Here is a 23260-nt window from a genome sequence, read left to right as displayed (position 1 = left end):
GTATTTAAGGCGACTTCTATTTCACCTAACTCAATACGATGACCTCTAATTTTTACCTGATGATCTATACGTCCTAAGCATTGAAACTCTCCATTTGGCAATAATTTTCCTAGGTCTCCAGTTCGATAAAGAATAGAATTGGGTTCAGTTGAGAAGGGATCTGGAATAAATTTTTCAGATGTAAGTTCGGGGCGTTTCCAGTAACCTTCTGCGACTCCATCCCCGCCAATTACTATTTCTCCAATTGCTTCTGGAGCAACAACTTTACCTTGTTCATCTAATAAATAAATTTGTGTATTTGCAATAGGATGTCCAATTGTTATTAATTCATCATCAGCAAGAATTTGTTTTACGGCAGACCATACAGTAGTTTCAGTTGGTCCATACATATTCCAAAGCGAATCGCATCTGGAAATTAGCTGGCGTGCAAGGTTCAATGGCATCGCTTCACCACCGCAAAGTGCTTTTAAAGACAGTGGTGTTTCCCATCCAGAATCAAGTAACAATTGCCATGTGGTTGGTGTAGCCTGCATTATTGTTATTTCTTTTTTCTTCAAAAGATTTAATAATAACTGACCGTCTCGGGTAGTTTCGTAATCTGCAAAAACTACTGCGCACCTTTTATTAATGGTAGAAATAATTCTAATCCAGCAATATCAAAGGAGATTGTAGTAATTGATAGTAATTTATCTCTTTGCTTTTATACCTGGCTCAATTGCCATGCTGTAAAGAAAGTTTACTAAGTTTTTATGATTGACAGTTACTCCTTTAGGTTTTCCTGTAGATCCAGAAGTGTACATCATATAAGCGATGACTTTATTAGCAACAATATTTGGAAGGGGTAAAACAGGATATTGATCAAGTGAAGATATTACATCTTCTATTATTATTTTTTTGGAAGAGTTTGGTAATGAGTCTGAAAGGGATTTTGTGGTTAATAAAAAACTTGCTTCAGAATCTGTAAGCATAAATTCCAAACGTTCAGCAGGAAATTTAGGGTCTAATGGCAGATATGCGGCACCGCATTGTAAAATTGCAAAAGAGAAGCAATTAAATTTGGGCTTCTTTCCATTGAAACAGCAACAATTTGTCCAGAAGATAAACCTTGTATCGAAAAGTAATTAGCCATTCTATTTGCAAGTGTATCCAATTCTGCATAAGTGACTTTTTGGCTCTCAAATTCAAGAGCTGTTGAGTTAGGAGATGCTTTAGCCTGCTCTGTAAAAAGCTCATGCAGTGGACTTGTTGGATAATCCATTTTTTGTCCAGTTTAATTTGTTTTCCAGATTATTGTTGTTAGGTCTTTTCATTTTAAAATGTATTAAAATTAAAGTTGAGCAAAATAATATGATAATATTAGCGTTTAGCTAAAAAGAAAAGAGTTTAAGGTGTTGGCTTATAGTTTGTTAGTAGGGTATTTTACATTTTTTATCTATGGATCTTCTTAAGAAATAAATAGATGTAAGAATTTTGATTGGTTTTAGCCTTTACTTTGTCTTTATATTAAAATAGTATTTACAGCTTATTATTCAATAAGTTGATCAAAAAAAGGAAAAATTTTTCAGTAATACTTGCATATTCTATATAAAGCTATTATTATCGATGAAAAGCAGATTTTGAATTGAATTAGACAAATTTTTGTTTAAGATTAATGATAGCCTTTAAAAGTTAATATCCTCTAATTAACATCTTTTTGCTCCATTTTACGATTTAAATGTACTTCATTTTAGATCAATTTAATTTCCTGATTTTCAAAAAGCGATGATTTTATATTTTGCAGATTAATAATCAAAGCTTTTTTGTTTAATTCGCTTAAAGTCAATAAGATAAAAGTTTGTTTAAATAGCAGATTTCTTGTTTTAATGCCTTGCAATTATGAAATAGAAATATTATAGGCAACTGCATTGAAGATTAGATAAAAAGCAAGTATGGATATAATTTATGAAATATATAAGCGTTATTTTATAGATAACCATTGTTTAGATTGCAAAACCAAAAACATTTCATCTTTTATTGTCACTTATTATCCAAAAATTTAGATTTCTTAAATAATATGTTAAACAATAAAAAAATTAACTTTTTCAATGTAAGTAAAAAGTCATTAAAATACTACATTTGATGTGTTTTATCGGATATAAATTATATTATATCGATTATTTTTTGAAATTAAATATTTTTGCAGTATAACAAATATAGAGAAAATAAACTGTGAAGTATCTAAGATTAAAATACATTTACCTACTTATAATTACAATGTTATTTTTTCCTTTTTTAGGGAATAGTCAGACGCAATCCGGCGAAATTATGGAAACCATAATTACATCTGGAAGTAATGCAACTGGCAGTTCTGGAACAGTTACCTATTCAATTGGGCAAGTATTTTATACTTACATTGGAGTAGAATCAATTTATAATGTAGCTCAAGGAATACAGCATCAGGAAACAGATGGAAATTTAGGAACCCCTGAAGTTGAAACACCTACAACAGAAATATTTGCTTTCCCAAATCCAACAATAGATTTTGTTACCATAAGTATGACTGGCGTAGAATTGGAAAGCGGTCAAAGATCTTATAAGCTTTATGATATTCAAGGAAGGCTTTTAAAACAAAATATAATTGATCAAACAGAAGCTCAAGTGAGCTTTAATTATCTAAGTCCATCCATTTATATACTTGTAGTATATAATGACAATAAAATTTTGAAATCATTTAAAATAATAAAAAATTAAAAAAATAGATCTAATGAAACTTGCACATACCCTTTTATTATTATTTGTGACTGTTACGTTTAAGGTATTTGCACAAGCACCTGAAAAAATGAGTTATCAAGCCATTATTCGAGCTCAAGATAATAGCTTAGTTGTTAACTCTAGGATAAGCCTTAAAGTTGTTGTTCATCAAGGCACGTCAACGGGTACAAACGTTTATCAAGAAACGCATTCTGTTACGACAAATGTTAATGGTTTGGTTTCTCTTGAACTTGGTACGGGAACAGTTGTTACTGGAGATTTTAGTAAAATTGCTTGGGATAAAGGACCATATTTTATAGAAACACAGGTAGATGTTAAAGGAGGAACCAATTATAACATTACAGGTGTTACGCGACTTTTGAGTGTGCCTTATGCTTTGTATGCAAAAACAGCAGGAGGAACATCATCTGCGCCATTCAGGTCTGCAGTCCTTTCATTTACTTCGTCAAGAAACATTGGAGCAGGAGATATAAACAATACAATTGAATGTACTTCATCAGCCACGCTAACACTAACTTCTGATTTTGGTAATATGGTGGCGGGTGAAACTATTAATTTAGAAGCTCATAATGGAGCTGTATTAACAGTACAAGCTGCTTCTGGCGTAACAATTAATTATAATGCAGGCGGAAGCGCAAAGTTTACCAGTACTGCCGGAAATGTAAGGTTTGGATTTCTTAGAAAAACAGGCGCTAATTCTTATATTATTTCGGGACAATGAAACATCTAATTTACTTTTTACTTTTTACGACAGCAGTTTTTTCGCAAAACTATCAATACTCAATTGATGAAGCTCCTGTTAAAACTCCAGAAACACCAGGGGTAAATAACCAATTGGAGGAAATCGAATATTTTAAAGCTTATTTACTGCCAATTACACAAAAAGCAACTATTCAAGCGGCTTTAGATCAATATGGTTCTATACGGTTAGAAAAAGGAGACTACTCAGGAGTGAACATTGTCATGAAAAGTAATCAAAAACTTTACGGACATCCAACTTTAAATACTATCACAGGAATAAAAATTGCGGCAGGAAGCAGTAATGTCGTAGTCCAAAATATTACTACAAATACAGCAGGAAGTATCACTTTTGAAGCTGGAGGTGCAATTACAAATTCTGAATTTAAAAATATTGAATCTACCCCTATTAATTCAGTAGGAGGTATGATTGAAAACAACACCTTTATTAATTTATCGAGATGTGTTTTAAAATGGGATATGAGCGGCTCAGGATATTTTAGAAATAATAAAATAATTAAACATAGAATTCATGCTTTTTATCCACAGATAGTAATGAAAGGCAATAATGTGACGCCTAGTTATGGGAATGTACAATTATGGATAAATATGTTAACCCCTGGAGGGAACGGCGCTGAAATTGATAATGTTAAAACATTAACTTGGGTTGGTGTAGATTCTGAAAGCTGGAATTGGAGTAACTACAGTAGTAAAGCACTGGTAGAAATGAAAAATATGGGAGATGTTAGGATTGCATCTTTTTCTGGAGGAAATAATATATCTACTCCAACTCCTGTATTTGATATTGCGGCAAACAATCTCTTAATGTCTAGGAAATTTATAAATGCAGGTAAAGCAGGAAATAGTACTTTGAGAGGAAATACTAATATGTTTTTACTGGATAGTAATTCTGAAGGTTATAATATTGATCCAGCAAGTACAGGATTTGATTTTAAAGGACGTTTTAATGGTTCAAATGTTACTTTGGGAGTGGCAAATTTGACCAGTGCGATTACAGACGCTTCAACGATAACGAAACTAAAAAATACTATTTTAGGAACTAAAAAGACACCTTGGACAAAAACTGTTTTCGAACCAATTCCTAATCCTTCCGGAGATAATTGAGGCGACAAACAGAGCAGGAAAAGCAGATCAGACCAGCTATGTACAAGGCTTAATAAATAAAAATGGAATTGCAGAGTTAGACGAGGGTACATATTATATAAACTCTACACTAATTATTAAAAATAATCAGGGTATTATTGGAAAAGGTACAGGGAAAACGACTATTATAGGCTTGAAAGATGATTTTCCGTTAATCACAGCTGTAGACGTGGGACCATCTGAAGTAAAATGTTATTTATCAAACATGACACTACAAGGTGGAAGTACCGGGCTTAGAATGAGTTACTCTGGTGGAGGAACCGTTCAATGGAGTGCCTGTATTTTTAAATACTTAGTTTTTAGAAATCAGAAATATGGAATTCACTTTGATAAAGGCTACGGTTTTGATAATAACTTTATTGAACATATAAGCTTTGTAAACACAAACACTGGTGTTTATCAAGAAGTGGATCCTTCATACACTGGGGGAGAAACTGCTACTATGATGTATATTGATAAAGTAGTTTTTTATAAGTGTCAATGGATTAATAATAGTAAAGCACTGAGTTTAGTATCTGGCAGAGCATCAAATTTAAATGGCTGGATAGATTGTAATTTTGATAATAATGATATAGTAGCTGAAATTAAAAATTATAATTCGCCATTTTTTGCTAATTGTACCTTTACAAATACTAAAGGAGAATATGTTGTAGGCGGAGAAGCGACCGTTGAATTTTATTCGTGCTTATTTGATAAAAATACTACTAGTTCAACATTCAAATTATATGGGGCTTATTTAGAAGGATGTACAGTGTTAGACAATGTAAGTTTGTTTAAAAATCACACACCGGTTGGCTTTATAACCAATTCAACTATAACAGGAAATGTTGGCAGTTTGACTTACGGAATGATTGTAAACAGTACACTGCCTGCCAGCCCTGCGTTTAATAAGTTTTTAGTTAATATCAATGCTTGCAAAACCAACTATTATAATAGATGCGGCTTCAGATCCTTATCCGCATGACTTTTAGTAAGAGAATAAAAAGTATTAAAATATAAGTATGAATTAAAATTTAATAGAGACGTATATACCAAAAAGAGGTATAGATTAATTAATCTATACCTCTTTTTTTATTCTAAAATGATAGGTGAATCGTGTCCAGAATTTAAATCTCTCCAAATTCTTTTTTTACCTGTTAGTAAACTATAATTACATTTTAGATCACGTAGAAATACGTGATTATTATCTTATAAAATAGGGATTTCTTGTCTTTATCATACGGTTCTCAAGGTCGTAAAATGCAACTTGTTGTATTTTATCGGATTTTAAAATCCGTTGAACAGATTTATTATTAATTAGTCGAAACATTATATATTTTTGATCAGAATTTAAAATGAATGATAAAGAAAAATCGTCATTTGGCTTTAAACCTTATTAATAATTGAATAGTTGCCCCTAAAAGGTAGTTTTTTTATAAATAAGATAATATAGCCCTAATTTATAAATTTTTTATAAATGCATTACAATAACTTCAAAATAAGAATTATTTATATTTTTTACTTTTTATGAAATATAGTGTATACGAAAATATTAGAAAGATAAGAGAATTAAAAAATTTTACGAGGGAATACGTAGTTGCTGAATTAAAAATGAGCACTAGCGGTTATGGTAAAATTGAAAGAGGCGATGTAGATTTAACTGTTTCGAAATTAATTGAAATCTCAAAAGTATTAGAAGTCTCAATTGAGTTCATATTTAAATTTGATGTTTCAATTTTCTTTAGTGAAACCAGATAAAAAACTAGAAGCAGGTAATTAATATTAATATTAGTGAAACTTAAATAAATTAGAATTAGTAATAAAAATTTAGTTATGGAAAATTACTATTTAAAAATTAGAGAGTATCGATTGCAAAATAATCACAGCCCTGAATATGTTGCTATTCAAATGGAAATTAGTGTCAAAAAATATGAAAAGATTGAACAAGGAATGATAGATCTTAAATTGTCTAAACTAGACCAGTTAGTTAAGATTTTAGGGATCAAAAAAAGTCAAATTTTTCAATTAGATAACTAGTAGTATTTTGCAAGTATCATATTGCAATTTTTAAGAAAGAGTTCTTAATGAGATTTGTAAATCTTTTAAAAAAAAACTCTTTTTTTCGTTTAAGACTTATGTTTTACTTTTAAAACATATCCTAAAGATTCTAAAATTAAAACATAATGTGTTTTAGTAATATCTTTTACCACCGCATTCTGATCGCAAAACGGACCAGAATTTAAATGTATTTTATCTCCAATTTGATATTGCATTACTGATATTTCTGAAGAAGTATCTCCAGCGTTAAGCCATTCTTTGATGGTTTCTATTTCTTGATCTTTTACAACGGCATGTCTTCCTAGCCAAAATAAAAAGCGTACCACTCCAGGAGAATGAAATACAAGATTTCGATCCTTTTCTGCCAATTGTACAAATATGTAATGATTAAACAATGGCACCTCTACCTTTATTTTCCTATCTGATCTTTGCTGGACTTTTTTTAATCACAGGACAATAACAGTTGATATTAAACTTAGTTAATTGTTCTCGTTGCTCTTTTTTCCCATTTAGGTTTTGTGTATACTACATACCATTTCATAATGCTTTATTTATCGTATTTGTAAATTATTTTTTTTTAAAATAGTGAAACTCGTTATTCTTCTTTCAAAAAAACATTCCTTCCTAAGGGATAATTCTGACACTTCATTCTATTAAGAAGAGTATTTTTTTCGGGTAATTATCTTAGTAAGTTTCTAAAAAACCACATTAAAAGTAGTAGATGGTTTCATGCATAAACTAAGAAGTAAATTTAATTCTGAGCATTTACAAATAGTGTTGAGTTTTATCCTAAAATTTCCTTATTAAGGACATTTAGCAACAAAATTGAGATTTCTCATCTTCCTTATTATCATAATTTTATCTTAAATTATTGGTAGAGAAAGATCATATAATTGACCAAAATTTATTGCTCATATTTAATGCATTTTTGGTCTTTTTAAGCATTCAATAACCATATTTTTTTTAAAATAAATTTTCCTTTTTTGAGTAGTTAAAGTGTAACTATTCACGGGGAACCCTTTATCTAATTTTAAAAAAAACCGTCGAAACCCCAATAAAATGGTTTTTTAATTTACACGCAGACAATTCTACATTAACAAGCATATTTTTAATTTAAAACATTAAGCAGATGAGAACAGGAATAACCTTTAGTGCTTTTGATTTGTTACATGCAGGGCACGTTAAAATGCTGGAAGAAGCAAAACAACATTGTGATTATCTAATTGTTGGTTTACAAACAGATCCTACGTTAGATCGCCCAACAAAAAATAAACCGACACAAACTGTAGTTGAACGTTATATACAGTTAAAGGCGTGTAAGTTTGTTGATGAAATTGTTCCTTATGCTACAGAACAAGACTTAGAAGATATTTTGAAATCTTTTACAATTAATGTACGTATAGTAGGAGATGAATATAAGGACAGAGATTTTACGGGTAGAACATACTGTGAAGAAAAAGGAATTGAATTGTATTTTAATACAAGAGACCATCGTTTTTCGAGCAGTAACCTGAGAAACGAAGTATATCAAAAAGAAATCTTAATTCATTCTAATGGCAATTAGTACTACTGTTACTCATGTTATTTTAACTGGCGGAATTGGCAAGCAGATTGTGGCCTCTTTCGAGAAAAACGCTTCCGAAACAATACTTGGGGCTATTTGAAGGTCAGTCACTTTTTGAAAAAACAGTGGCTCGTAATGAAAATGTTGCTAACAAAACTATAGTAGTTGGAAATATTGAAAATTACAAGATGAGCGACGAAATTATGTCGAAATTTAATAAACCATTTACTCATATAGTAGAAGCTGTTCCTAGAAATACAGCGTACTGCCATCGCATTTGCTTGCATTTGCTTCAGAACCAGAAGATATTCTTTTAATTACACCATCAGATCATATTATTGATGGCAGTTATTCGTATATACTTGCTTTACAACAAGCTATAACATTAGCAAATAATGACTATTTGGTGACTTTTGGTATAAAACCCACTAAACCAGAAACGGGCTACGGCTATATAGAGTTTGAAAATGAAAATGTCATTGCATTTCATGAAAAACCCAATTTAAAAAAAGCACAAACTTATCTGGAAAACGGAAATTATTTTTGGAACAGCGGTCTTTTTTGTTTTAAAGCTGGAAAGTTTTTAGAAGAACTAGAAAAGCAGGAACCAGAAGTTTATTGGGCATCAAAAGCAGTTTGGGAGACAAATAAAGATGGTTTTCTGGATTATGAAATGTCATTGAATATTCCTTCCATAAGTATTGATTATGCTGTAATGGAAAGGAGTAAAGATATTAAAGTGGTTCCCGCTCACTTCGAATGGTCCGATTTAGGTTCTTTTGAATCGGTATATGATTATTTAGTGCTGAAAGGTCATCCAATTGACACCAACAGAAATATTGTAATAGGAACTTCAATGCATACCACTTTTATAGGTGTCAAAAATTGTATTCTAATATATACAGCCGATGCATTAATGGTATTGCAAAAGAAAATTCTCAAGAGGTTAAACAAGTATATCAGCAATTAGAATCTATTGCTTCGCCTTTACTATAAAATTTAAAACTCAGAATATGATTGATAAAAATTCTACAATATACATTGCTGGTCACAAAGGGATGGTAGGAAGTGCCATTTGGAGAACTTTGAAAGCAAAAGGTTATAATAATCTTATAGGAGTTTCAAGTAAAGAGTTAGATTTAAAAGAACAAGATGCAGTTCGCGACTTTCTTAAAGAAGTACAGCCAGACGTTATTATAGATCTTTGCTGACAAAAGTGGGAGGCATCTTAGCTAACAATGATTTTCCGTATCAGTTTTTAATGGAAAATATGCAGATTCAAAATAATCTCATTAGTGAAGCCCATAGATTGGGTGTACAGAAGTTTATTTTTTTAGGAAGTTCCTGCATTTATCCAAAACTAGCAATCCAGCCTTTAAAAGAAGAGTATTTGCTAACGGCCTCTTTAGAAAGTACCAACGAATGGTACGCTCTAGCTAAAATTACCGGCGTAAAATTGTGTCAGGCAATACGTAAGCAATTTAAAAAAGATTTTGTGAGTTTAATGCCGACAAACTTATATGGCATTCATGACAATTTTGACTTGAATAGTTCTCATGTTCTGCCAGCAATGATTCGCAAATTTCATGAAGCCAAAGAAAACAATAATGCTTCGGTAATACTTTGGGGAACTGGTAAACCTATGAGAGAATTTCTCTTTGTTGATGATATGGCAGAAGCAGTAGTTTTTGCTTTAGAAAATCAACTTCCTGGATATTTATATAATGTAGGAACTGGAGAAGATCTAACGATTAAGGATCTGGCTGGAATAATACAAAAAATCGTAGGACATACAGGAGATATTATTTGGGATGACAGTAAACCTGATGGAACACCGCGAAAATTAATGGATGTTTCTAAGATGCATCATATTGGATGGAAACATCAAGTCAATTTAGAGCAGGGAATACAAAAAACCTACAATTGGTTTCTAGAAAATGTTGAAAATTTAAAAGAAAAAGAGCTTCTAAACAGCTTACTCTTTTAATCTGGAAATCTCCAAAAAAACAATCACAGTTAAGAATTTATAAACTTTTGCAATTGGCAGAACAATGCCGTTGCACCTTATAATTACATTATGACTACAGCAAGAAAAACAGCGTTCATTACAGGAGTAACGGGACAAGATGGAGCCTATTTAAGTGAATTTTTACTAGAAAAAGGCTATATAGTACACGGATTAAAAAGACGTACATCATTATTTAATACCGATCGAATTGATCATTTATACCAAGATCCACATATCGAAAATAGAAATTTCATTCTGCATTACGGAGATATGACAGATAGTACGAATTTAATTCGTCTTATTCAAGAAATCCAGCCTGATGAAATTTATAACCTAGTCGCAATGAGTCATGTCGCAGTTTCATTTGAAACACCAGAATATACTGGAAATGCAGATGGACTTGGAACTTTAAGACTTTTAGATGCAATTCGTTTGCTGGGATTAGAAAAGAAGACTCGAATCTATCAAGCATCAACTTCAGAATTGTACGGTAAAGTACAGGAAGTTCCTCAAACTGAAAAAACACCTTTTTATCCACGCTCTCCTTATGCAGTGGCAAAAATGTACGCATTTTGGATTACCGTAAATTACAGAGAAGCTTATGGTATGTATGCTTGTAATGGTATTTTATTTAATCATGAATCACCTATTCGCGGGGAAACTTTTGTAACTCGTAAAATTACAAGAGCAACTTCAAGGATAGCTTTAGGATTGCAAGATAAATTGTACTTAGGAAATCTAGATGCAAAACGTGACTGGGGACATGCTAAAGATTATGTACGAATGATGTGGATGATTCTGCAGGCAGATGAACCTGAAGACTGGGTAATAGCAACAGGAACAACTACACCAGTTCGTGAATTTGTTCGTTTAAGCTTTGCCGAAGTAGGTATTGAAATAGAATTTACAGGTAAAGGTGTAGACGAGAAAGGATTCGTGAAATACTGCAGTCATCCTGATTATCAGATTCCCATTGGTAAAGAAGTTTTGGCAGTTGATCCAAAATATTTTAGACCTACAGAAGTAGATTTGTTAATTGGTGATCCTACAAAAGCAAGAACAAAATTAGGATGGGAATGTCAATATGATCTTGCTGATCTGGTAAAAGAAATGATGCAGTCTGATGTAAAACTGATGAGAAAAGATCAATATTTAAAAGAATCAGGCTATGCAATTTTGAATTACTTCGAGTAATATTATGTATCTAAAAAAGCATTCTTTATTTCTCAGGTTTAGGAAATTGTTAAGTAGCAAATTCTATTATTAGAATGTAATACATTGAAGTATTTTAAGAGAACTCTTTAAATACTATTTATAAAAAAATAAAATCTTAATAGATCAATTTCAATGAAAATATCAATTATTATACCGACCTATAACCGACCTGACTTATTGAAGGAGTGTATAAATGCGTCTTTGTCTCAAACGCTTGCACCTTACGAAATAATTATAGGTGATGACTCTTCAAATAATGACTCAAAAGATTTAGTTGAGCAAATAATAAAAGAGAATAAGACTATCAAAATTAGTTACTTTAAAAATAGTCCGCCAAAAAAGCAAATTGGTAATGTGAATTTTTTGATAGATAAGGCCGAGGGGGATTATGTTACATTGATTCATGATGATGATTATTTGTTAGAAAACTGTCTTTCAGATCTGGCTAGACCTATACTTGATGATCCTTCTGTTGATGCGAGTTTTGGGAAACAATATATAATTGATATGAAGGGACATATTGATAAACAGTTAAGTGAAAATGTCAATAAAGACTATTACCGAACTTCTGCTTATGAAGGCGCGTACTGAGCAGTTATCAGTCGGCTATTTTACAGCAATTTCCTAACAACGCTTATTTAATTAAAGCAGATCTTATAAAAAAGTATAATTACTCTACAGATTCTGATTATGTAGGAGATGCATGCGATTTTTTCTTTTCTTTTAATTTAGGTTTGAAAAATCTTAAGTTTTATTTTGTTAATACCTACACAGCTGTTTATCGTTTGGGTAACGAGAAAATATCAAATAATTCAAAATGTGATACGGCTATAAAAAGTTACTTATTCATTTCTGATGCTGTTGTTCCAAAAGGAGAATCTTATGAAAGCCAACATAAACAGCTTAAAAGATTTGCTCCACTTGCATTAGTTCAAGCGATCAATATTAAGGATAAAAAAAATGCACATAAAATTTTTTTAGCAAATATCATTTTCCTTCTCTCTTTTCATTAGGTGGAGTAAAACGTAGTTTATTGATGGCTAAATTAATGATTGATAAATAATTATTGGTTTAGATAGACAAATTAAAAATTTAACTTCTAATCTGAAAAAAAATCTAAAACCTATAACATTTATTATTGAAAATCTGGTTTTAGCTAAATTAGTAAGTCAAGTTTGTAAAATCCACTATTATTTTGATAAAACTCAAACAGCATCCAAAATACGATACGATCGTTAGTTGGGGAAAATTAATTTCCATTACAGGAAGTGCTCAAATTTTAGTACAAGCTGTAAGTTTTGCTTCTGGCATTTTAATTATACGTTTGCTTTCAGTTCAAGAATATGCCCTTTATACTTTGTGTAATACAATGCTAGGAACGATGGTTCTTTTATCTGATAGTGGTATTTCGACAGGAGTGATGTCTTTGGGAGGTGAATCTTGGCAGGATAAAGAAAAGCTGGGAAAAGTTTTGGCAACGGGTCTGGACTTAAGGCGCAAGTTTGCTTTATTGAGTCTGCTTGGATCTATTCCAATTTTATTTTATTTGTTAATTCATAATGGTGCCAGTTGGCTTATAGCTTCACTTATAATACTTGCATTAATTCCTACTTTTTACGCATCATTATCTGATTCATTACTAGAAATTGTTCCCAAATTACACCAAAAAATTTATCCCCTGCGACGAAATCAAGTTGAGGTTGGAGTAGGCAGATTAGTACTATCAGCTCTTACTATATTTTTTTTCCTTTGGCTTTTGTCGCAATTTTAGCTGGCGGAATACCGCGAATTTTAGGGAATATAAGATTACGTAAAATTGTTTATACAATAGTTGGAGAAGAAAAAGAAACAGACTTAGAGGTAAGAAAAAAAATAGTAGACATTGTAAAACGAAGTTTACCATCTGTTATTTATTATTGTTTTTCTGGACAAATAAACATCTGGATAATATCATATTTTGGTAATTCGGTTTCACTAGCGTGACTCGGGGCAATAGGAAGATTTGTGATGTTACTAAGTTTAATATCTGTAATTTTTAACGTATTGATTGTACCAAGATTTGCACGCCTGCAAAATCAGTATTCGATTTTGATGGTTTTTTATTCAAAAATGATAGTGTTGGTATTTTTTATTTCCATCTTGATTGTTATTGCAATGTGTTTCTTGTCTAAATATTTCCTATTTATTTTAGGAGAAAAATACATCGGACTCGATGCAGAGCTGGTCTTGGTCATGATAGGAGGATGTATGAATATGATCATGGCATCAGGTTTATCACTTTACCTAAGTAAAGGATGGGTAATGAAGCACTATGTTTCTATAAGTTTAAGCATCTTACCATTAATTATTGGCGGTTTCATTTTTGATCTATCAAATTTATTAGGGGTACTGCATTATAATATTTTTGTTGCTGTAATTGAAATGTTTGTTCACGTAGGTTATGGATTTTATATGATTAGGAGTTTGAAGAAAAATGAATCACTGTAACTTCATCATAAAGTAACAGCATAAAAACATAAAAGCAATGAAAAATATTATTCTAATTATTTACTCTTATGTAGTAAATTATAAAGCAATAAAGGGCTGGGATGTTGTAATCAGAAAAACAGATGTTTCAAATATAAACTGTTTTATTTATGGTAAAGTGACAGTAGTTAATTCCATTATAAAATCTCATGTAAAAATTTTTTCAAATTCAAATCTGTCCGAAACTACACTCATGGGAAATAATAAAATAGGAATCAATTGTAATATTTCTGGATCACAAATCGGATCATTCACATATATAGCAGGTGATTCATTTATCAATAATGTTAGTATTGGTAAATATTGTTCTATTGGTCTTGGTTTAAAAGTGGGTCTTGGAATTCATCCAACAGATTTTATTAGTACCTCACCTTTTTTTTACAGCCCAAATTTTTTTTCTATGAATAAAATTGCTGATAAAGATTATTTTGAGGAATACAAAGAAACTAAAATAGGAAACGATGTTTGGGTAGGAGCAAATGTCTTTATCAACGAAGGAGTTAATATTGGCAACGGAGCTGTAATTGGTGCGGGTGCAGTAGTGACAAAAGATGTCCCAGATTATGCTGTAGTAGGAGGTGTTCCTGCAAAAATTATAAAATATAGACATTCACAAGAAATAATAAATGTTCTTAGTGATGTTCAATGGTGGGAGAAAGATTTTCAGTGGTCGCAAAATAATAGAGAAATATTCCAAAAGCCACTTACAAACATTATTAATTTAAAAAAAATAAACGAATAAATAAATATGAAAGTACTCTCTTTTCAGCCAGGTTCTCTGTACCAAAATGGAGGTATGGGGCGCTTATTACGCCGCTTATATCAAGGACATGAATTGGATATTACTAGTTTATATATAAACGATTATAACGCATCACAAATACCAGGACCAATTAGGGAAATTGAAATCACTTCATTTCCAGTACAAAGATCATGGATGAGATGGAAATTAAGACCTTTATTTAGATGGATTAGAGAATCACTGCTTTACCCTGTTACTAAATATAGAATTGAAAAGGTATCAAAAAAACTATCATTTGATGTATTACATGTTATAAATCATGGAACTTTTTCAGCTATTTTATGTAATGATAATTTTTTAGCCAACAAACAGCTATGGACTTCCTTTCATGATCATTATTTATTGTGCAGTTCATTTGAAGACACTCAAAAATTATGGAATCGTTCTGACAGAAGACTAATGATCTCTACTGAATTAGGAGAAGAGTATCAAAAAGTTTTTGGTTATAAAGATTTTGAGCTTATAACTGATGGTGTTTATGCGAAAGAAATTTCGCGACCCAAATCTAGAAAAAATGACAGCACCACTATATATTTTGCGGGATTAATGCATTATGAATATTATCCTCTATTAGAAATATTAGCAGATTCAATGGATGATTTAGTTAATCAAGACTATTCATTTAAACTCGTTTTAAGAGGAACGCAAGAAATAAATATTTTAAAAAACAGAAATTTTAAAATCGAATATAAATCTGATTTTATATCAGATGAGGAAATTAAAAAAGAACTTGATATGGCAGATATTCTGTACTTGCCTATTAAGTTTTCAGAACCAAATTTCTACTTATATAGCCTATCTACTAAAATGATTAGTTATATCGGGGCTTCTGGAAATATTTTATATCACGGACCTTCAGATAGTGCTGCTTGTAACTTATTAAGAAGAAATAATGCGGCTTTTTGTTGCGTAAGTTTAGTTAAAGAAGAAATGACAGAGTCGCTTAAAGAAATGTCGGCAGATGGTAAAAATGTTTGTATCAATTCAAAGAAATTAGCTAAATCTGAATTTGATTTAAATGAAATTCAAAATAGTTTTTGGAAAATAAACAATAATATATGAGAGCTTTTTTATCTGAATTGCGGCTTTACTTATGCAATCATTTAGTCGCAAACATACCAAGTCATACTTTTCGTTTATGGTACTACAGAAAGATAATGAAGTTTAAAATAGGAAAAGGAAGTTCTATTCTAATGAATTGCAAATTTGATTGTGCTGAGGGATTAATAATTGGACAAAACAGTGTAATTAATGCCAATTGCAGATTGGATTCTAGAGGAGAATTAGAAATTGGCAATAGTGTATCTATTTCAGAAGATGTGATTTTTTTAACTGCTGATCACAATGAAGATTTTATCGGAATATACGGAAGGGAAAAAAAGGTAGTAGTAGAAGATTATGTCTGGATTGGCACACGAGCAATGGTTTTACCTGGAGTAACAATAGAAAAAGGAGCAGTAGTTGCGGCTGGTGCAGTTGTAACTAGAAGTGTTAGTTATTTAAATATAGTTGCGGGCGTGCCTGCAAAAAAAATAAACGTAAGAGAAGAAAAATTTGATTACTCATCAAGATATAGAAGATTGTTTCAATAAAACGATACTTTAAATCTAATAATTATTCCATTACAGATGATGTTTGGCCAGGTTTTAATTTTGACATTTAAAACGTTTTACGGTAGCTAAAGAAAGATCAATACCCCATTTGAAATTTTGGGAAATACTACAGCTAAAAAATAGAGGAAAGGAAATAGAAAATGAAAATACTATTTATTTGTGGCTCTGCAGAACCAGGAAAAGACGGGGTTGGTGATTACACTCGCCGATTGAGCGGAGAATTAGTAAGAATAGGCCACGAAGTTCAGATTTTATCTTTATGCGATCATCAGGCCACTTTACAAACTAGTGAAAAACAAATAATAGAAAGTACTATAACTTTAGTAAATCGTATTCCTATTTCTGTTTCTAATGATAAGCGTTTTACTTTTACAAAAGAAGTTTTAAATAAATTTCAGGCAGATTGGATTTCTTTACAATTTGTGCCTTATAGTTTTAATCCAAAAGGATTACCTTTTTTGGTCACCGTCTTTCTTAAAAGGATTAAAAGGAAATCATAAATGGCATATAATGTTTCATGAATTATGGCTGGGAATAGATACTGAATCCTCGTTTAAGCATAAGTGTATTGGTAAATTACAACAGTTAATCATAAAACAAATAATTACTAATACTCATACAAATTCGATTAATACACAAAATAAATTGTATCAGTTCTTTTTGCAGTATCATGAAATAAACTCTGAAGTTTTACCAATTTGCGGGAATATACCTTTAAGGGCCGTAAAAAAAGAAGTTTCAGAATTTACTCAATTTGTACTGTTTGGTACTATTCATCATGGCGCTCCTTTTAGTGATTTTATTGAAGATTTGTTAAAGATTTCAAGTAAGTTGAGCAAACCAGTAAAGTTTGTTTTTATTGGTAAAAATGGTCCGGAACTTAAAAATTACACTACAATTCTTGAAGCATTTAAAATCCATTATGAAATTTTGGGCATACAATCTGAGATAGTAATATCACAAGTGCTTATAAATAGTGATTATGGTATTTCTACAACACCATATTTCCAAACCGAAAAAAGCGGTGTTTATGCGGCATACAAAGAACATCAAATAAATACCATTTGTGTATCAAGAAATTGGACACCAACAAAAGGACAATATACAATTCCGCAAATTATTAAATATGAAAAAGATAATTTAAAAATAATTCCAACCACCGTTAAAGGAATAAATGTAAATAGTATAGCAATGCAGTTTATTAATTCAATTTCCATATCATGAAGTTAATAGTGTCTCATCCAACCTTAAATGCTAATTCAAAAAATTTGGTAAGCGGGCTGTTAAACAATAAACAGCTTTTTAAATTATTTACAGCAATTGCAATATTTCCAGGGCAATTATTATATAAACTAAGCAGTAATCCAAAATTAAAAGATTTAAAAAGAAGAAGTTTAAATAGCTCATGGCGACCATATACACGATCCAAATCATTTTTTGAATTTGGACGTTTGTTATCTTCAAAATTTAAATTGGATAATTTAATAACACATGAAAATGGTATTTTTTGTATTGACAATGTATATCAAAAACATGACAATTGGGTCGCGAATAATTTAGCTAAAGCAAAAAAAATGGATTGTCGGCAGTTTATGCTTACGAAGATGGAGTCGCCGAAACTTTTAAAAAAGCAAAACAATTAGGACTTTATTGCATTTACGATTTGCCAATTGGTTATTGGAAAAGTGCTCGTTTATTAATGCAGAAAGAATTTGAGATTAATCCAAATTGGTCAAGTACATTGACAGGGTTTAATGATTCAGAAGATAAGCTTAGCAAAAAGGATGAAGAATTAGCGCTAGCAGATCTTATTTTTGTAGCCAGCGACTTTACTAAAAAAACGCTCGAAGAATATTCTGGAAAATTACCCGAAGTAAAAGTTATTCCTTATGGTTTTCCAGATGTCAAAACTCAAAAAAAATATCAAAAACTGGAAAATCGTAAACTTAAAATTTTATTTATTGGAAGTTTATCTCAAAGAAAAGGACTTTCATATTTGTTTGAAGCAGTAGAAGAATTTCAAGGCAAGATAGAATTGACAGTTGTAGGACATAAATCGGTCAGCAATTGCAAAGAGTTGAACTTAGCATTAGAAAAACATACATGGATTCCGTCACTTTCTCATGATCAAGTATTGGCTTGTATGCAAGAGCACGACGTGTTTGTTTTTCCTTCTCTATTTGAAGGTTTTGGATTGGTAATTACTGAAGCAATGTCACAAGGAGTTCCAGTTATTACAACAGATCGAACAGCGGGACCAGATTTAATTGAAAATGGTGCTGATGGATGGATTGTTCCGGCGGGATCCTCAACGGCAATAAAAGAAGTATTAAATAAAATACTTGAAACACCCGAAATTTTAGAACAATTTGGACTTCTTCGCCCAAAATAAAGCACGTACAAGACCATGGTCGGTCTACGGACAGGAAATGGCCGATGCACTTTCTTCTTTTAAGGTTTAAAACAAATATTAGTTAATGAACACAATACAAGAACAAGAAGTAGTTCCGAATTACAATTCAATAAAAACAGCCATCTGGCTTTACTTTTTACTTTGGATTTTTGAAGGAGCTTTGCGTAAATGGATTCTGCCTAGTTTAGCAACACCTTTATTAATAGTAAGAGATCCTATTGCGATCTATATTATATACATGTCATTTAAACTACGGCTGAAATTTATAAATGCCTATGTTGTGATGGGTCTTATTATAACCATTTTGTCATTTATTGTCACACTTACCTTTGGTCATGGAAATATATTTGTAGGCCTATACGGCGCTAGAATTATCTTGCTTCATTTTCCATTAATTTTTATAATTGGTTCTGTTTTTAATAAAGAGGATATTCTCAAAATAGGAAAAGCTTTTTTGTGGATTAATCTCTTGATGACGGCAATTGTATATTTACAATTTGTTAGTCCGCAGAGTACTTTTATTAACGTAGGACTTGGAGGTGAAGGAAGCGCGGGTTTTTCTGGGGCAATGGGCTACAGTAGGCCATCAGGAACTTTTTCATTTATAACTGGTTTGACTTTCTTTTATGTATCAGTATCTGTTTTCATTTTTTATTTCTGGTTATCAAAAGAAAAATGCTCTAAAATTTTATTAATTGCAAGCACAGCGGCTTTAATTTTTGGACTGCCGCTTACTATTAGTCGAGGTACTGTTATGGGGGTTTTGGTTGTTGGTTTGTTTGCGATAATTGGTGCAAGTACTGGTATAAAACAAATACTAAAAATTCTTCTTATTGTTTCCGTTTTTGTTGGTCTAATTTTAATTCTCAACGCTACAACACCTATTTTCAGTTTAGGAACAGAAGTTTTTTTAACTCGTGTAGAAAATGCTAATGAGGGAGGAAGTATTAAGGAGTCAATATTTATGAGGATGTACGAGAATTTTAAAGATCCCATTGTTGACTTATTACAAAAGCCTTTTTTCTTAGGCAATTTAGGAATGGGAACAAATGCTGGGGCTCAAATGTTATCAGGTACTAGAGGCTTTTTGATTTCAGAGGGAGAACTAGGCCGTTTGGCTGGCGAACAAGGTTTGATTTTAGGAGGACTTCTTATTGGGTTACGAATCTTATTATCTTTTAAATTACTTTTTACGTCTTTAAAACTACCTAAAGAAGACAAACTCCTTCCGGTAATTTTTTGCGGTACAGCCTTATTGGCTATTTCTCAAGGGCAATGGGCCCAGCCAAGTGTTTTGGGTTCTTCCGTAATTGTGGCGGGACTTTTAATTGCAAGTATAAATTTAAACAGGAAAACCGAATAAATGAAAATTGTACTTTTCACTCACCCTTCTTTTCTAAGCCATCAAAGCATGCCTCGTTTTGCCAAAATGATTAAAGATGGAATGTTAGACAAAGGACACGAATTGAAAATATGGAGCCCAAAACCTTTTTTTTTCAAACTTTCTTTCAATAAAACATTTCTTCAAAAATGGATGGGATACCTAGATCAATATCTAGTTTTTCCAGCCGTAACTAAATTAAAACTGTTGAGTTGTGATGAGAATACTTTATTTGTTTTCGCAGACAATGCTTTAGGGCCCTGGGTGCCTTTGGTAAAAAAAAGATTTCATGTAGTGCATTGTCATGATTTTTTAGCACAACAATCAGCTTTTGGTTTATTGTCAGAAAATAAAGTAAGCGTAACTGGAAAATATTATCAGAAATATATTCGATGGGGCTATAACAAAGCGCAGAATTTTATCAGTATTTCTAATAAAACAAAAACAGATTTACATTCTTTTTTAAACAATACGCCAAAACTTTCAGAAGTTGTTTACAATGGTTTAAATCAGAACTTTGAAACTGTAAAAAGTAAAATTGCAGTACGTAAATTACTTACGGAAAAGTATAATGTCGATTTATCAAACGGATATATTTTACATGTAGGAGGGAATGCTTTTTATAAAAATAAATTGGGTGTACTTGAAATTTATGATCAATGGGCGACAGATTTTAAAACAAATGTCCCGCTAATTTTAGTTGGGGAACTGCCTTCTGATGAATTAATTGCCTTCAAAGAAAAATCAAAAGCTTCAAAATCCATTTATTTTATAACAAATGCCGACGATTTGCAGTTACAGCAGTTTTATCAAGGAGCATCTGTTATGTTGTTTCCGTCTTTATACGAAGGTTTCGGATGGCCGATAGTCGAAGCAATGGCTTCGGGAAGTTTAGTAATTACAACCCAAGAAGATCCAATGAAAGAAGTGGCGGGAGATGCAGGTTTCTACATTCCAAAAAAAGCTTTTAATACTGAGGAATTAAAGAAATGGAAAAGCATTGTCTGCTAGAGAATTAGAAAATGTACTGCGACTAACTCCAGAACAAAATATGAAGGCTGTGCAAAAATCGATTTCAAGATCAAAAGAATTTTCTGCTCAAAGCTTTGTCAATTCTATTGAAAAAGTATACCAACAAATATTAGTAAACAAATGAAAGTCATTCATTACATAGAAAGTATAGATAAAACAGCTGGAGGAACAACTGAATATATGCGCTTGTTGAGTAATGAACTTAAATCTAATGTTGAACTATTAGTTGCAACCGGACTTTCTCAATCTCCTATAGTTCTGGAAGGTGTAAAAATTCAGTTTTTTGATACTAAAGTTTTGCGATGGTTTAATCTATTAAAAGAATTTCGTTTTTTTTATTAAAAGAAAACCCTTCCATTGTACATATTAATGGTATTTGGAGCCCGCAAAACTGGGGGTTTCAAAAAGTTGCTCAAGAGTTGGGCATTCCAGTAGTTTTATCACCGCACGGAATGTTAGAACCTTGGATTTTAGCACACAACCCTTGGAAAAAGAAAATTGGTCTTTTTTTATATCAAAATAAAGCGATTCACAGTGCAGAACATTTACATGCTACGGCAATAATGGAAAAGGAAAGCATTAGGAATTTAGGTTATAAAAACAATCTTACGATTATACCTAACGGGATAGATATAAGTGAAGTAAAAAAGAAAAAGAATTTTACGGTAGCAAAAAAATAATATTCTTATCCCGTATTCATCCTAAAAAAGGAATAGAACTATTGTTAGAAGCTTGGCGCATCACAAATACGCAGGGCTGGACATTGGAAATAGCTGGAAATGGTGATGCTAATTATATAAAAAATCTAAACGAAAGTGCTGGAGATATTAGCAACGTTCATTTTGTTGGTGCAAAATACGGTGAAGAGAAATGGAATTTTTTAAGATCTGCAGATGTAATGGTTTTACCCACTCACAGCGAAAACTTTGGAATTGTAATCGCAGAAGCTTTGGCAGTTGGTCTGCCAGTAATTACAACTACAGGAACTCCTTGGGAAGATTTAAACACACATGAATGTGGATGGTGGATAGATTTATCTGTAGAAAATTTGAGTCATACTTTGACTTCTGTATTCTTGAAAAACTCTCATGAATTAAAAGAATTGGGAGAAAATGGAATAAAATTAATAGAAAGTAAATACAATATAAAACAGATGGGTATTGATATTAAAGATTTATACCTAAAAATTTTAAACAATTAAGACTACGATGGCAGTATCACTTAAAACATTTAAGACCCATAATTATGATAAAGGAAAAGGAAAACTACTTCAATTTATCTGGATTTTTTTTAATGCTTTTTTTTTGAAAAATTCGTGGTTTGTTTTTATGGGTTTCAAGATTTTTCTGTTACGGTCTTTTGGTGCCAAAATAGGGCAGGGAACAGTAATTAAGACCAATGTTAATATCAAATTTCCGTGGAAATTAGTTTTGGGTAATGATGTCTGGATTGGCGAAGGGGTTTGGATCGATAATTTAGATAAAGTAATCATTGGCAATGATGTTTGTATATCGCAGGGAGCTTTACTTCTCACAGGAAATCATGATTACAAATCTACTTCTTTTGATTATAGAAACGAACCCATTCATATTGAAAATGGGGTTTGGATTGGAGCAAAATCTGTGGTTTGTCCAGGAGTAATCTGCGAAAGTGAATCAATTTTAACCGTCGGGTCGGTTGCTACAAAAAATTTAAAAAACCTAGGGATCTATCAAGGTAATCCAGCTGTTCTAATAAGACAAAGAGAATATTAACAAAGCAAGATACTCGAAAAGTGTTTTTAGCTTATTTAGATATCATAAATATAATAATAGGTTGAGGTTTACGAAATATAAAATCTCGCTTTTTAGTTCTCCGGTTCATTACTAATTTAATAATTGGGAACCAAAAATACAATTACAAGAAGGTCTGGTTTCGACAATTAATTATTTTGACAAGCTTTTGTTAAATCACTAGCAGACTTCTTTTTACAAAACACAACATTTATTTAGACTGTTTTTTTCTCTCAATTTCCTT

The 23260-nt window shown here is 31.5% G+C and carries 27 protein-coding genes and 3 pseudogenes; 28 read left to right on the top strand and 2 right to left on the bottom strand.

Annotated features, from left to right (window positions below):
• Positions 1–257 precede the first annotated feature (257 nt).
• A pseudogene (locus ACZZ95_RS25280) lies at positions 258–1258 on the bottom strand (AMP-binding protein); the annotation flags it as partial.
• 1046 nt (positions 1259–2304) lie between these two features.
• Between ACZZ95_RS25280 and ACZZ95_RS25275 the strand changes: the two are divergent.
• The 6 genes from ACZZ95_RS25275 to ACZZ95_RS25250 all read left to right on the top strand — a co-directional run bounded on the left by ACZZ95_RS25275 (position 2305) and on the right by ACZZ95_RS25250 (position 6669).
• Positions 2305–2730 (top strand): T9SS type A sorting domain-containing protein, encoded by a 426-nt coding sequence (locus tag ACZZ95_RS25275; RefSeq protein WP_463471195.1) that lies wholly within the window; start codon positions 2305–2307, stop codon positions 2728–2730.
• 13 nt (positions 2731–2743) lie between these two features.
• Positions 2744–3472 carry a hypothetical protein gene (locus tag ACZZ95_RS25270; protein ID WP_463471194.1) on the top strand — a complete coding sequence of 243 codons (729 nt, stop codon included), beginning with the start codon at positions 2744–2746 and terminating at the stop codon, positions 3470–3472.
• Positions 3469–4614 (top strand): hypothetical protein, encoded by a 1146-nt coding sequence (locus tag ACZZ95_RS25265; RefSeq protein ID WP_463471193.1) that lies wholly within the window; start codon positions 3469–3471, stop codon positions 4612–4614. The genes ACZZ95_RS25270 and ACZZ95_RS25265 overlap by 4 nt, the downstream gene beginning before the upstream one ends.
• A gap of 172 nt (positions 4615–4786) precedes the next feature.
• Positions 4787–5617 (top strand): hypothetical protein, encoded by an 831-nt coding sequence (locus ACZZ95_RS25260; RefSeq protein ID WP_463471192.1) that lies wholly within the window; start codon positions 4787–4789, stop codon positions 5615–5617.
• Between the two features lie 542 nt (positions 5618–6159).
• A complete protein-coding gene (locus tag ACZZ95_RS25255) occupies positions 6160–6390 on the top strand; it encodes a helix-turn-helix transcriptional regulator (protein ID WP_463471191.1) in 231 nt (76 codons plus the stop codon).
• A gap of 75 nt (positions 6391–6465) precedes the next feature.
• Positions 6466–6669, top strand: coding sequence for a helix-turn-helix domain-containing protein (locus tag ACZZ95_RS25250; protein ID WP_463471190.1), 204 nt, complete (start codon positions 6466–6468; stop codon positions 6667–6669).
• Between the two features lie 89 nt (positions 6670–6758).
• Here ACZZ95_RS25250 and ACZZ95_RS25245 read toward each other — a convergent pair whose 3' ends face one another.
• Positions 6759–7091 carry a UpxY family transcription antiterminator gene (locus tag ACZZ95_RS25245; RefSeq protein WP_463471189.1) on the bottom strand — a complete coding sequence of 111 codons (333 nt, stop codon included), beginning with the start codon at positions 7089–7091 and terminating at the stop codon, positions 6759–6761.
• A 728-nt stretch (positions 7092–7819) separates the two neighbouring features.
• Between ACZZ95_RS25245 and ACZZ95_RS25240 the strand changes: the two genes are divergently transcribed.
• From ACZZ95_RS25240 to ACZZ95_RS25135, 22 genes and pseudogenes are all read left to right on the top strand, one after another.
• A complete protein-coding gene (locus ACZZ95_RS25240; RefSeq protein ID WP_463471188.1) occupies positions 7820–8254 on the top strand; it encodes an adenylyltransferase/cytidyltransferase family protein in 435 nt (144 codons plus the stop codon).
• Between the two features lie 35 nt (positions 8255–8289).
• Positions 8290–9224 (top strand): annotated as a pseudogene (locus tag ACZZ95_RS25235) (mannose-1-phosphate guanylyltransferase).
• A 43-nt stretch (positions 9225–9267) separates the two neighbouring features.
• Positions 9268–10241: pseudogene (locus ACZZ95_RS25230) on the top strand (GDP-L-fucose synthase family protein).
• Between the two features lie 90 nt (positions 10242–10331).
• Positions 10332–11456: a GDP-mannose 4,6-dehydratase gene (gene gmd / locus ACZZ95_RS25225; protein WP_463471187.1), complete on the top strand. Its 1125-nt coding sequence runs from the start codon at positions 10332–10334 to the stop codon at positions 11454–11456.
• 153 nt (positions 11457–11609) lie between these two features.
• Positions 11610–12068 (top strand): glycosyltransferase family 2 protein, encoded by a 459-nt coding sequence (locus ACZZ95_RS25220; RefSeq protein WP_463471186.1) that lies wholly within the window; start codon positions 11610–11612, stop codon positions 12066–12068.
• A gap of 143 nt (positions 12069–12211) precedes the next feature.
• Entirely contained in the window at positions 12212–12490 is a 279-nt protein-coding gene (locus ACZZ95_RS25215; RefSeq protein ID WP_463471185.1) for a hypothetical protein, read from the top strand.
• Between the two features lie 182 nt (positions 12491–12672).
• Positions 12673–13248, top strand: coding sequence for a hypothetical protein (locus ACZZ95_RS25210; protein WP_463471184.1), 576 nt, complete (start codon positions 12673–12675; stop codon positions 13246–13248).
• A gap of 383 nt (positions 13249–13631) precedes the next feature.
• Positions 13632–13964, top strand: coding sequence for a hypothetical protein (locus tag ACZZ95_RS25205; protein WP_463471183.1), 333 nt, complete (start codon positions 13632–13634; stop codon positions 13962–13964).
• 37 nt (positions 13965–14001) lie between these two features.
• Positions 14002–14745 (top strand): CatB-related O-acetyltransferase, encoded by a 744-nt coding sequence (locus tag ACZZ95_RS25200; protein ID WP_463471182.1) that lies wholly within the window; start codon positions 14002–14004, stop codon positions 14743–14745.
• Between the two features lie 6 nt (positions 14746–14751).
• Entirely contained in the window at positions 14752–15867 is a 1116-nt protein-coding gene (locus ACZZ95_RS25195) for a glycosyltransferase (RefSeq protein WP_463471181.1), read from the top strand.
• Complete coding sequence (locus tag ACZZ95_RS25190; RefSeq protein ID WP_463471180.1) at positions 15864–16397, top strand: acyltransferase; 534 nt, start codon at positions 15864–15866, stop codon at positions 16395–16397. Before ACZZ95_RS25195 ends, ACZZ95_RS25190 begins: the two co-directional genes overlap by 4 nt.
• Positions 16398–16558: 161 nt before the next feature.
• Entirely contained in the window at positions 16559–16918 is a 360-nt protein-coding gene (locus tag ACZZ95_RS25185; RefSeq protein WP_463471179.1) for a hypothetical protein, read from the top strand.
• Positions 16919–16928: 10 nt separating this feature from the next.
• Entirely contained in the window at positions 16929–17642 is a 714-nt protein-coding gene (locus tag ACZZ95_RS25180) for a hypothetical protein (protein ID WP_463471178.1), read from the top strand.
• Positions 17639–18061 carry a hypothetical protein gene (locus ACZZ95_RS25175; RefSeq protein WP_463471177.1) on the top strand — a complete coding sequence of 141 codons (423 nt, stop codon included), beginning with the start codon at positions 17639–17641 and terminating at the stop codon, positions 18059–18061. The genes ACZZ95_RS25180 and ACZZ95_RS25175 overlap by 4 nt, the downstream gene beginning before the upstream one ends.
• A complete protein-coding gene (locus tag ACZZ95_RS25170; protein WP_463471176.1) occupies positions 17998–18810 on the top strand; it encodes a glycosyltransferase family 4 protein in 813 nt (270 codons plus the stop codon). Before ACZZ95_RS25175 ends, ACZZ95_RS25170 begins: the two co-directional genes overlap by 64 nt.
• Positions 18811–18895: 85 nt before the next feature.
• Positions 18896–20194, top strand: coding sequence for a hypothetical protein (locus ACZZ95_RS25165; protein WP_463471175.1), 1299 nt, complete (start codon positions 18896–18898; stop codon positions 20192–20194).
• Positions 20195–21223 carry a glycosyltransferase gene (locus tag ACZZ95_RS25160; protein ID WP_463471174.1) on the top strand — a complete coding sequence of 343 codons (1029 nt, stop codon included), beginning with the start codon at positions 20195–20197 and terminating at the stop codon, positions 21221–21223. It begins immediately after the preceding gene.
• A complete protein-coding gene (locus ACZZ95_RS25155) occupies positions 21213–21368 on the top strand; it encodes a hypothetical protein (RefSeq protein ID WP_463471173.1) in 156 nt (51 codons plus the stop codon). The genes ACZZ95_RS25160 and ACZZ95_RS25155 overlap by 11 nt, the downstream gene beginning before the upstream one ends.
• On the top strand, positions 21365–21586 hold the full coding sequence (locus tag ACZZ95_RS25150) for a hypothetical protein (RefSeq protein ID WP_463471172.1): 222 nt from the start codon (positions 21365–21367) through the stop codon (positions 21584–21586). Before ACZZ95_RS25155 ends, ACZZ95_RS25150 begins: the two co-directional genes overlap by 4 nt.
• Positions 21559–21924, top strand: a complete 366-nt coding sequence (locus ACZZ95_RS25145) for a glycosyltransferase (protein ID WP_463471774.1) — start codon at positions 21559–21561, stop codon at positions 21922–21924. Before ACZZ95_RS25150 ends, ACZZ95_RS25145 begins: the two co-directional genes overlap by 28 nt.
• On the top strand, positions 21921–22445 hold the full coding sequence (locus ACZZ95_RS25140) for a glycosyltransferase (protein ID WP_463471773.1): 525 nt from the start codon (positions 21921–21923) through the stop codon (positions 22443–22445). Before ACZZ95_RS25145 ends, ACZZ95_RS25140 begins: the two co-directional genes overlap by 4 nt.
• Positions 22446–22452: 7 nt before the next feature.
• The gene (locus ACZZ95_RS25135; RefSeq protein WP_463471171.1) at positions 22453–22998 is read left to right on the top strand and encodes a WcaF family extracellular polysaccharide biosynthesis acetyltransferase; all 546 of its coding nucleotides are present in this window, start codon (positions 22453–22455) and stop codon (positions 22996–22998) included.
• The last annotated feature ends 262 nt before the right edge of the window (positions 22999–23260 follow it).

It is taken from the genome of Flavobacterium sp. AC267 (assembly GCF_979258715.1).
Note: the sequence above shows the minus strand (reverse complement) of the source record. Positions and strands in the feature narration are given on the sequence as shown.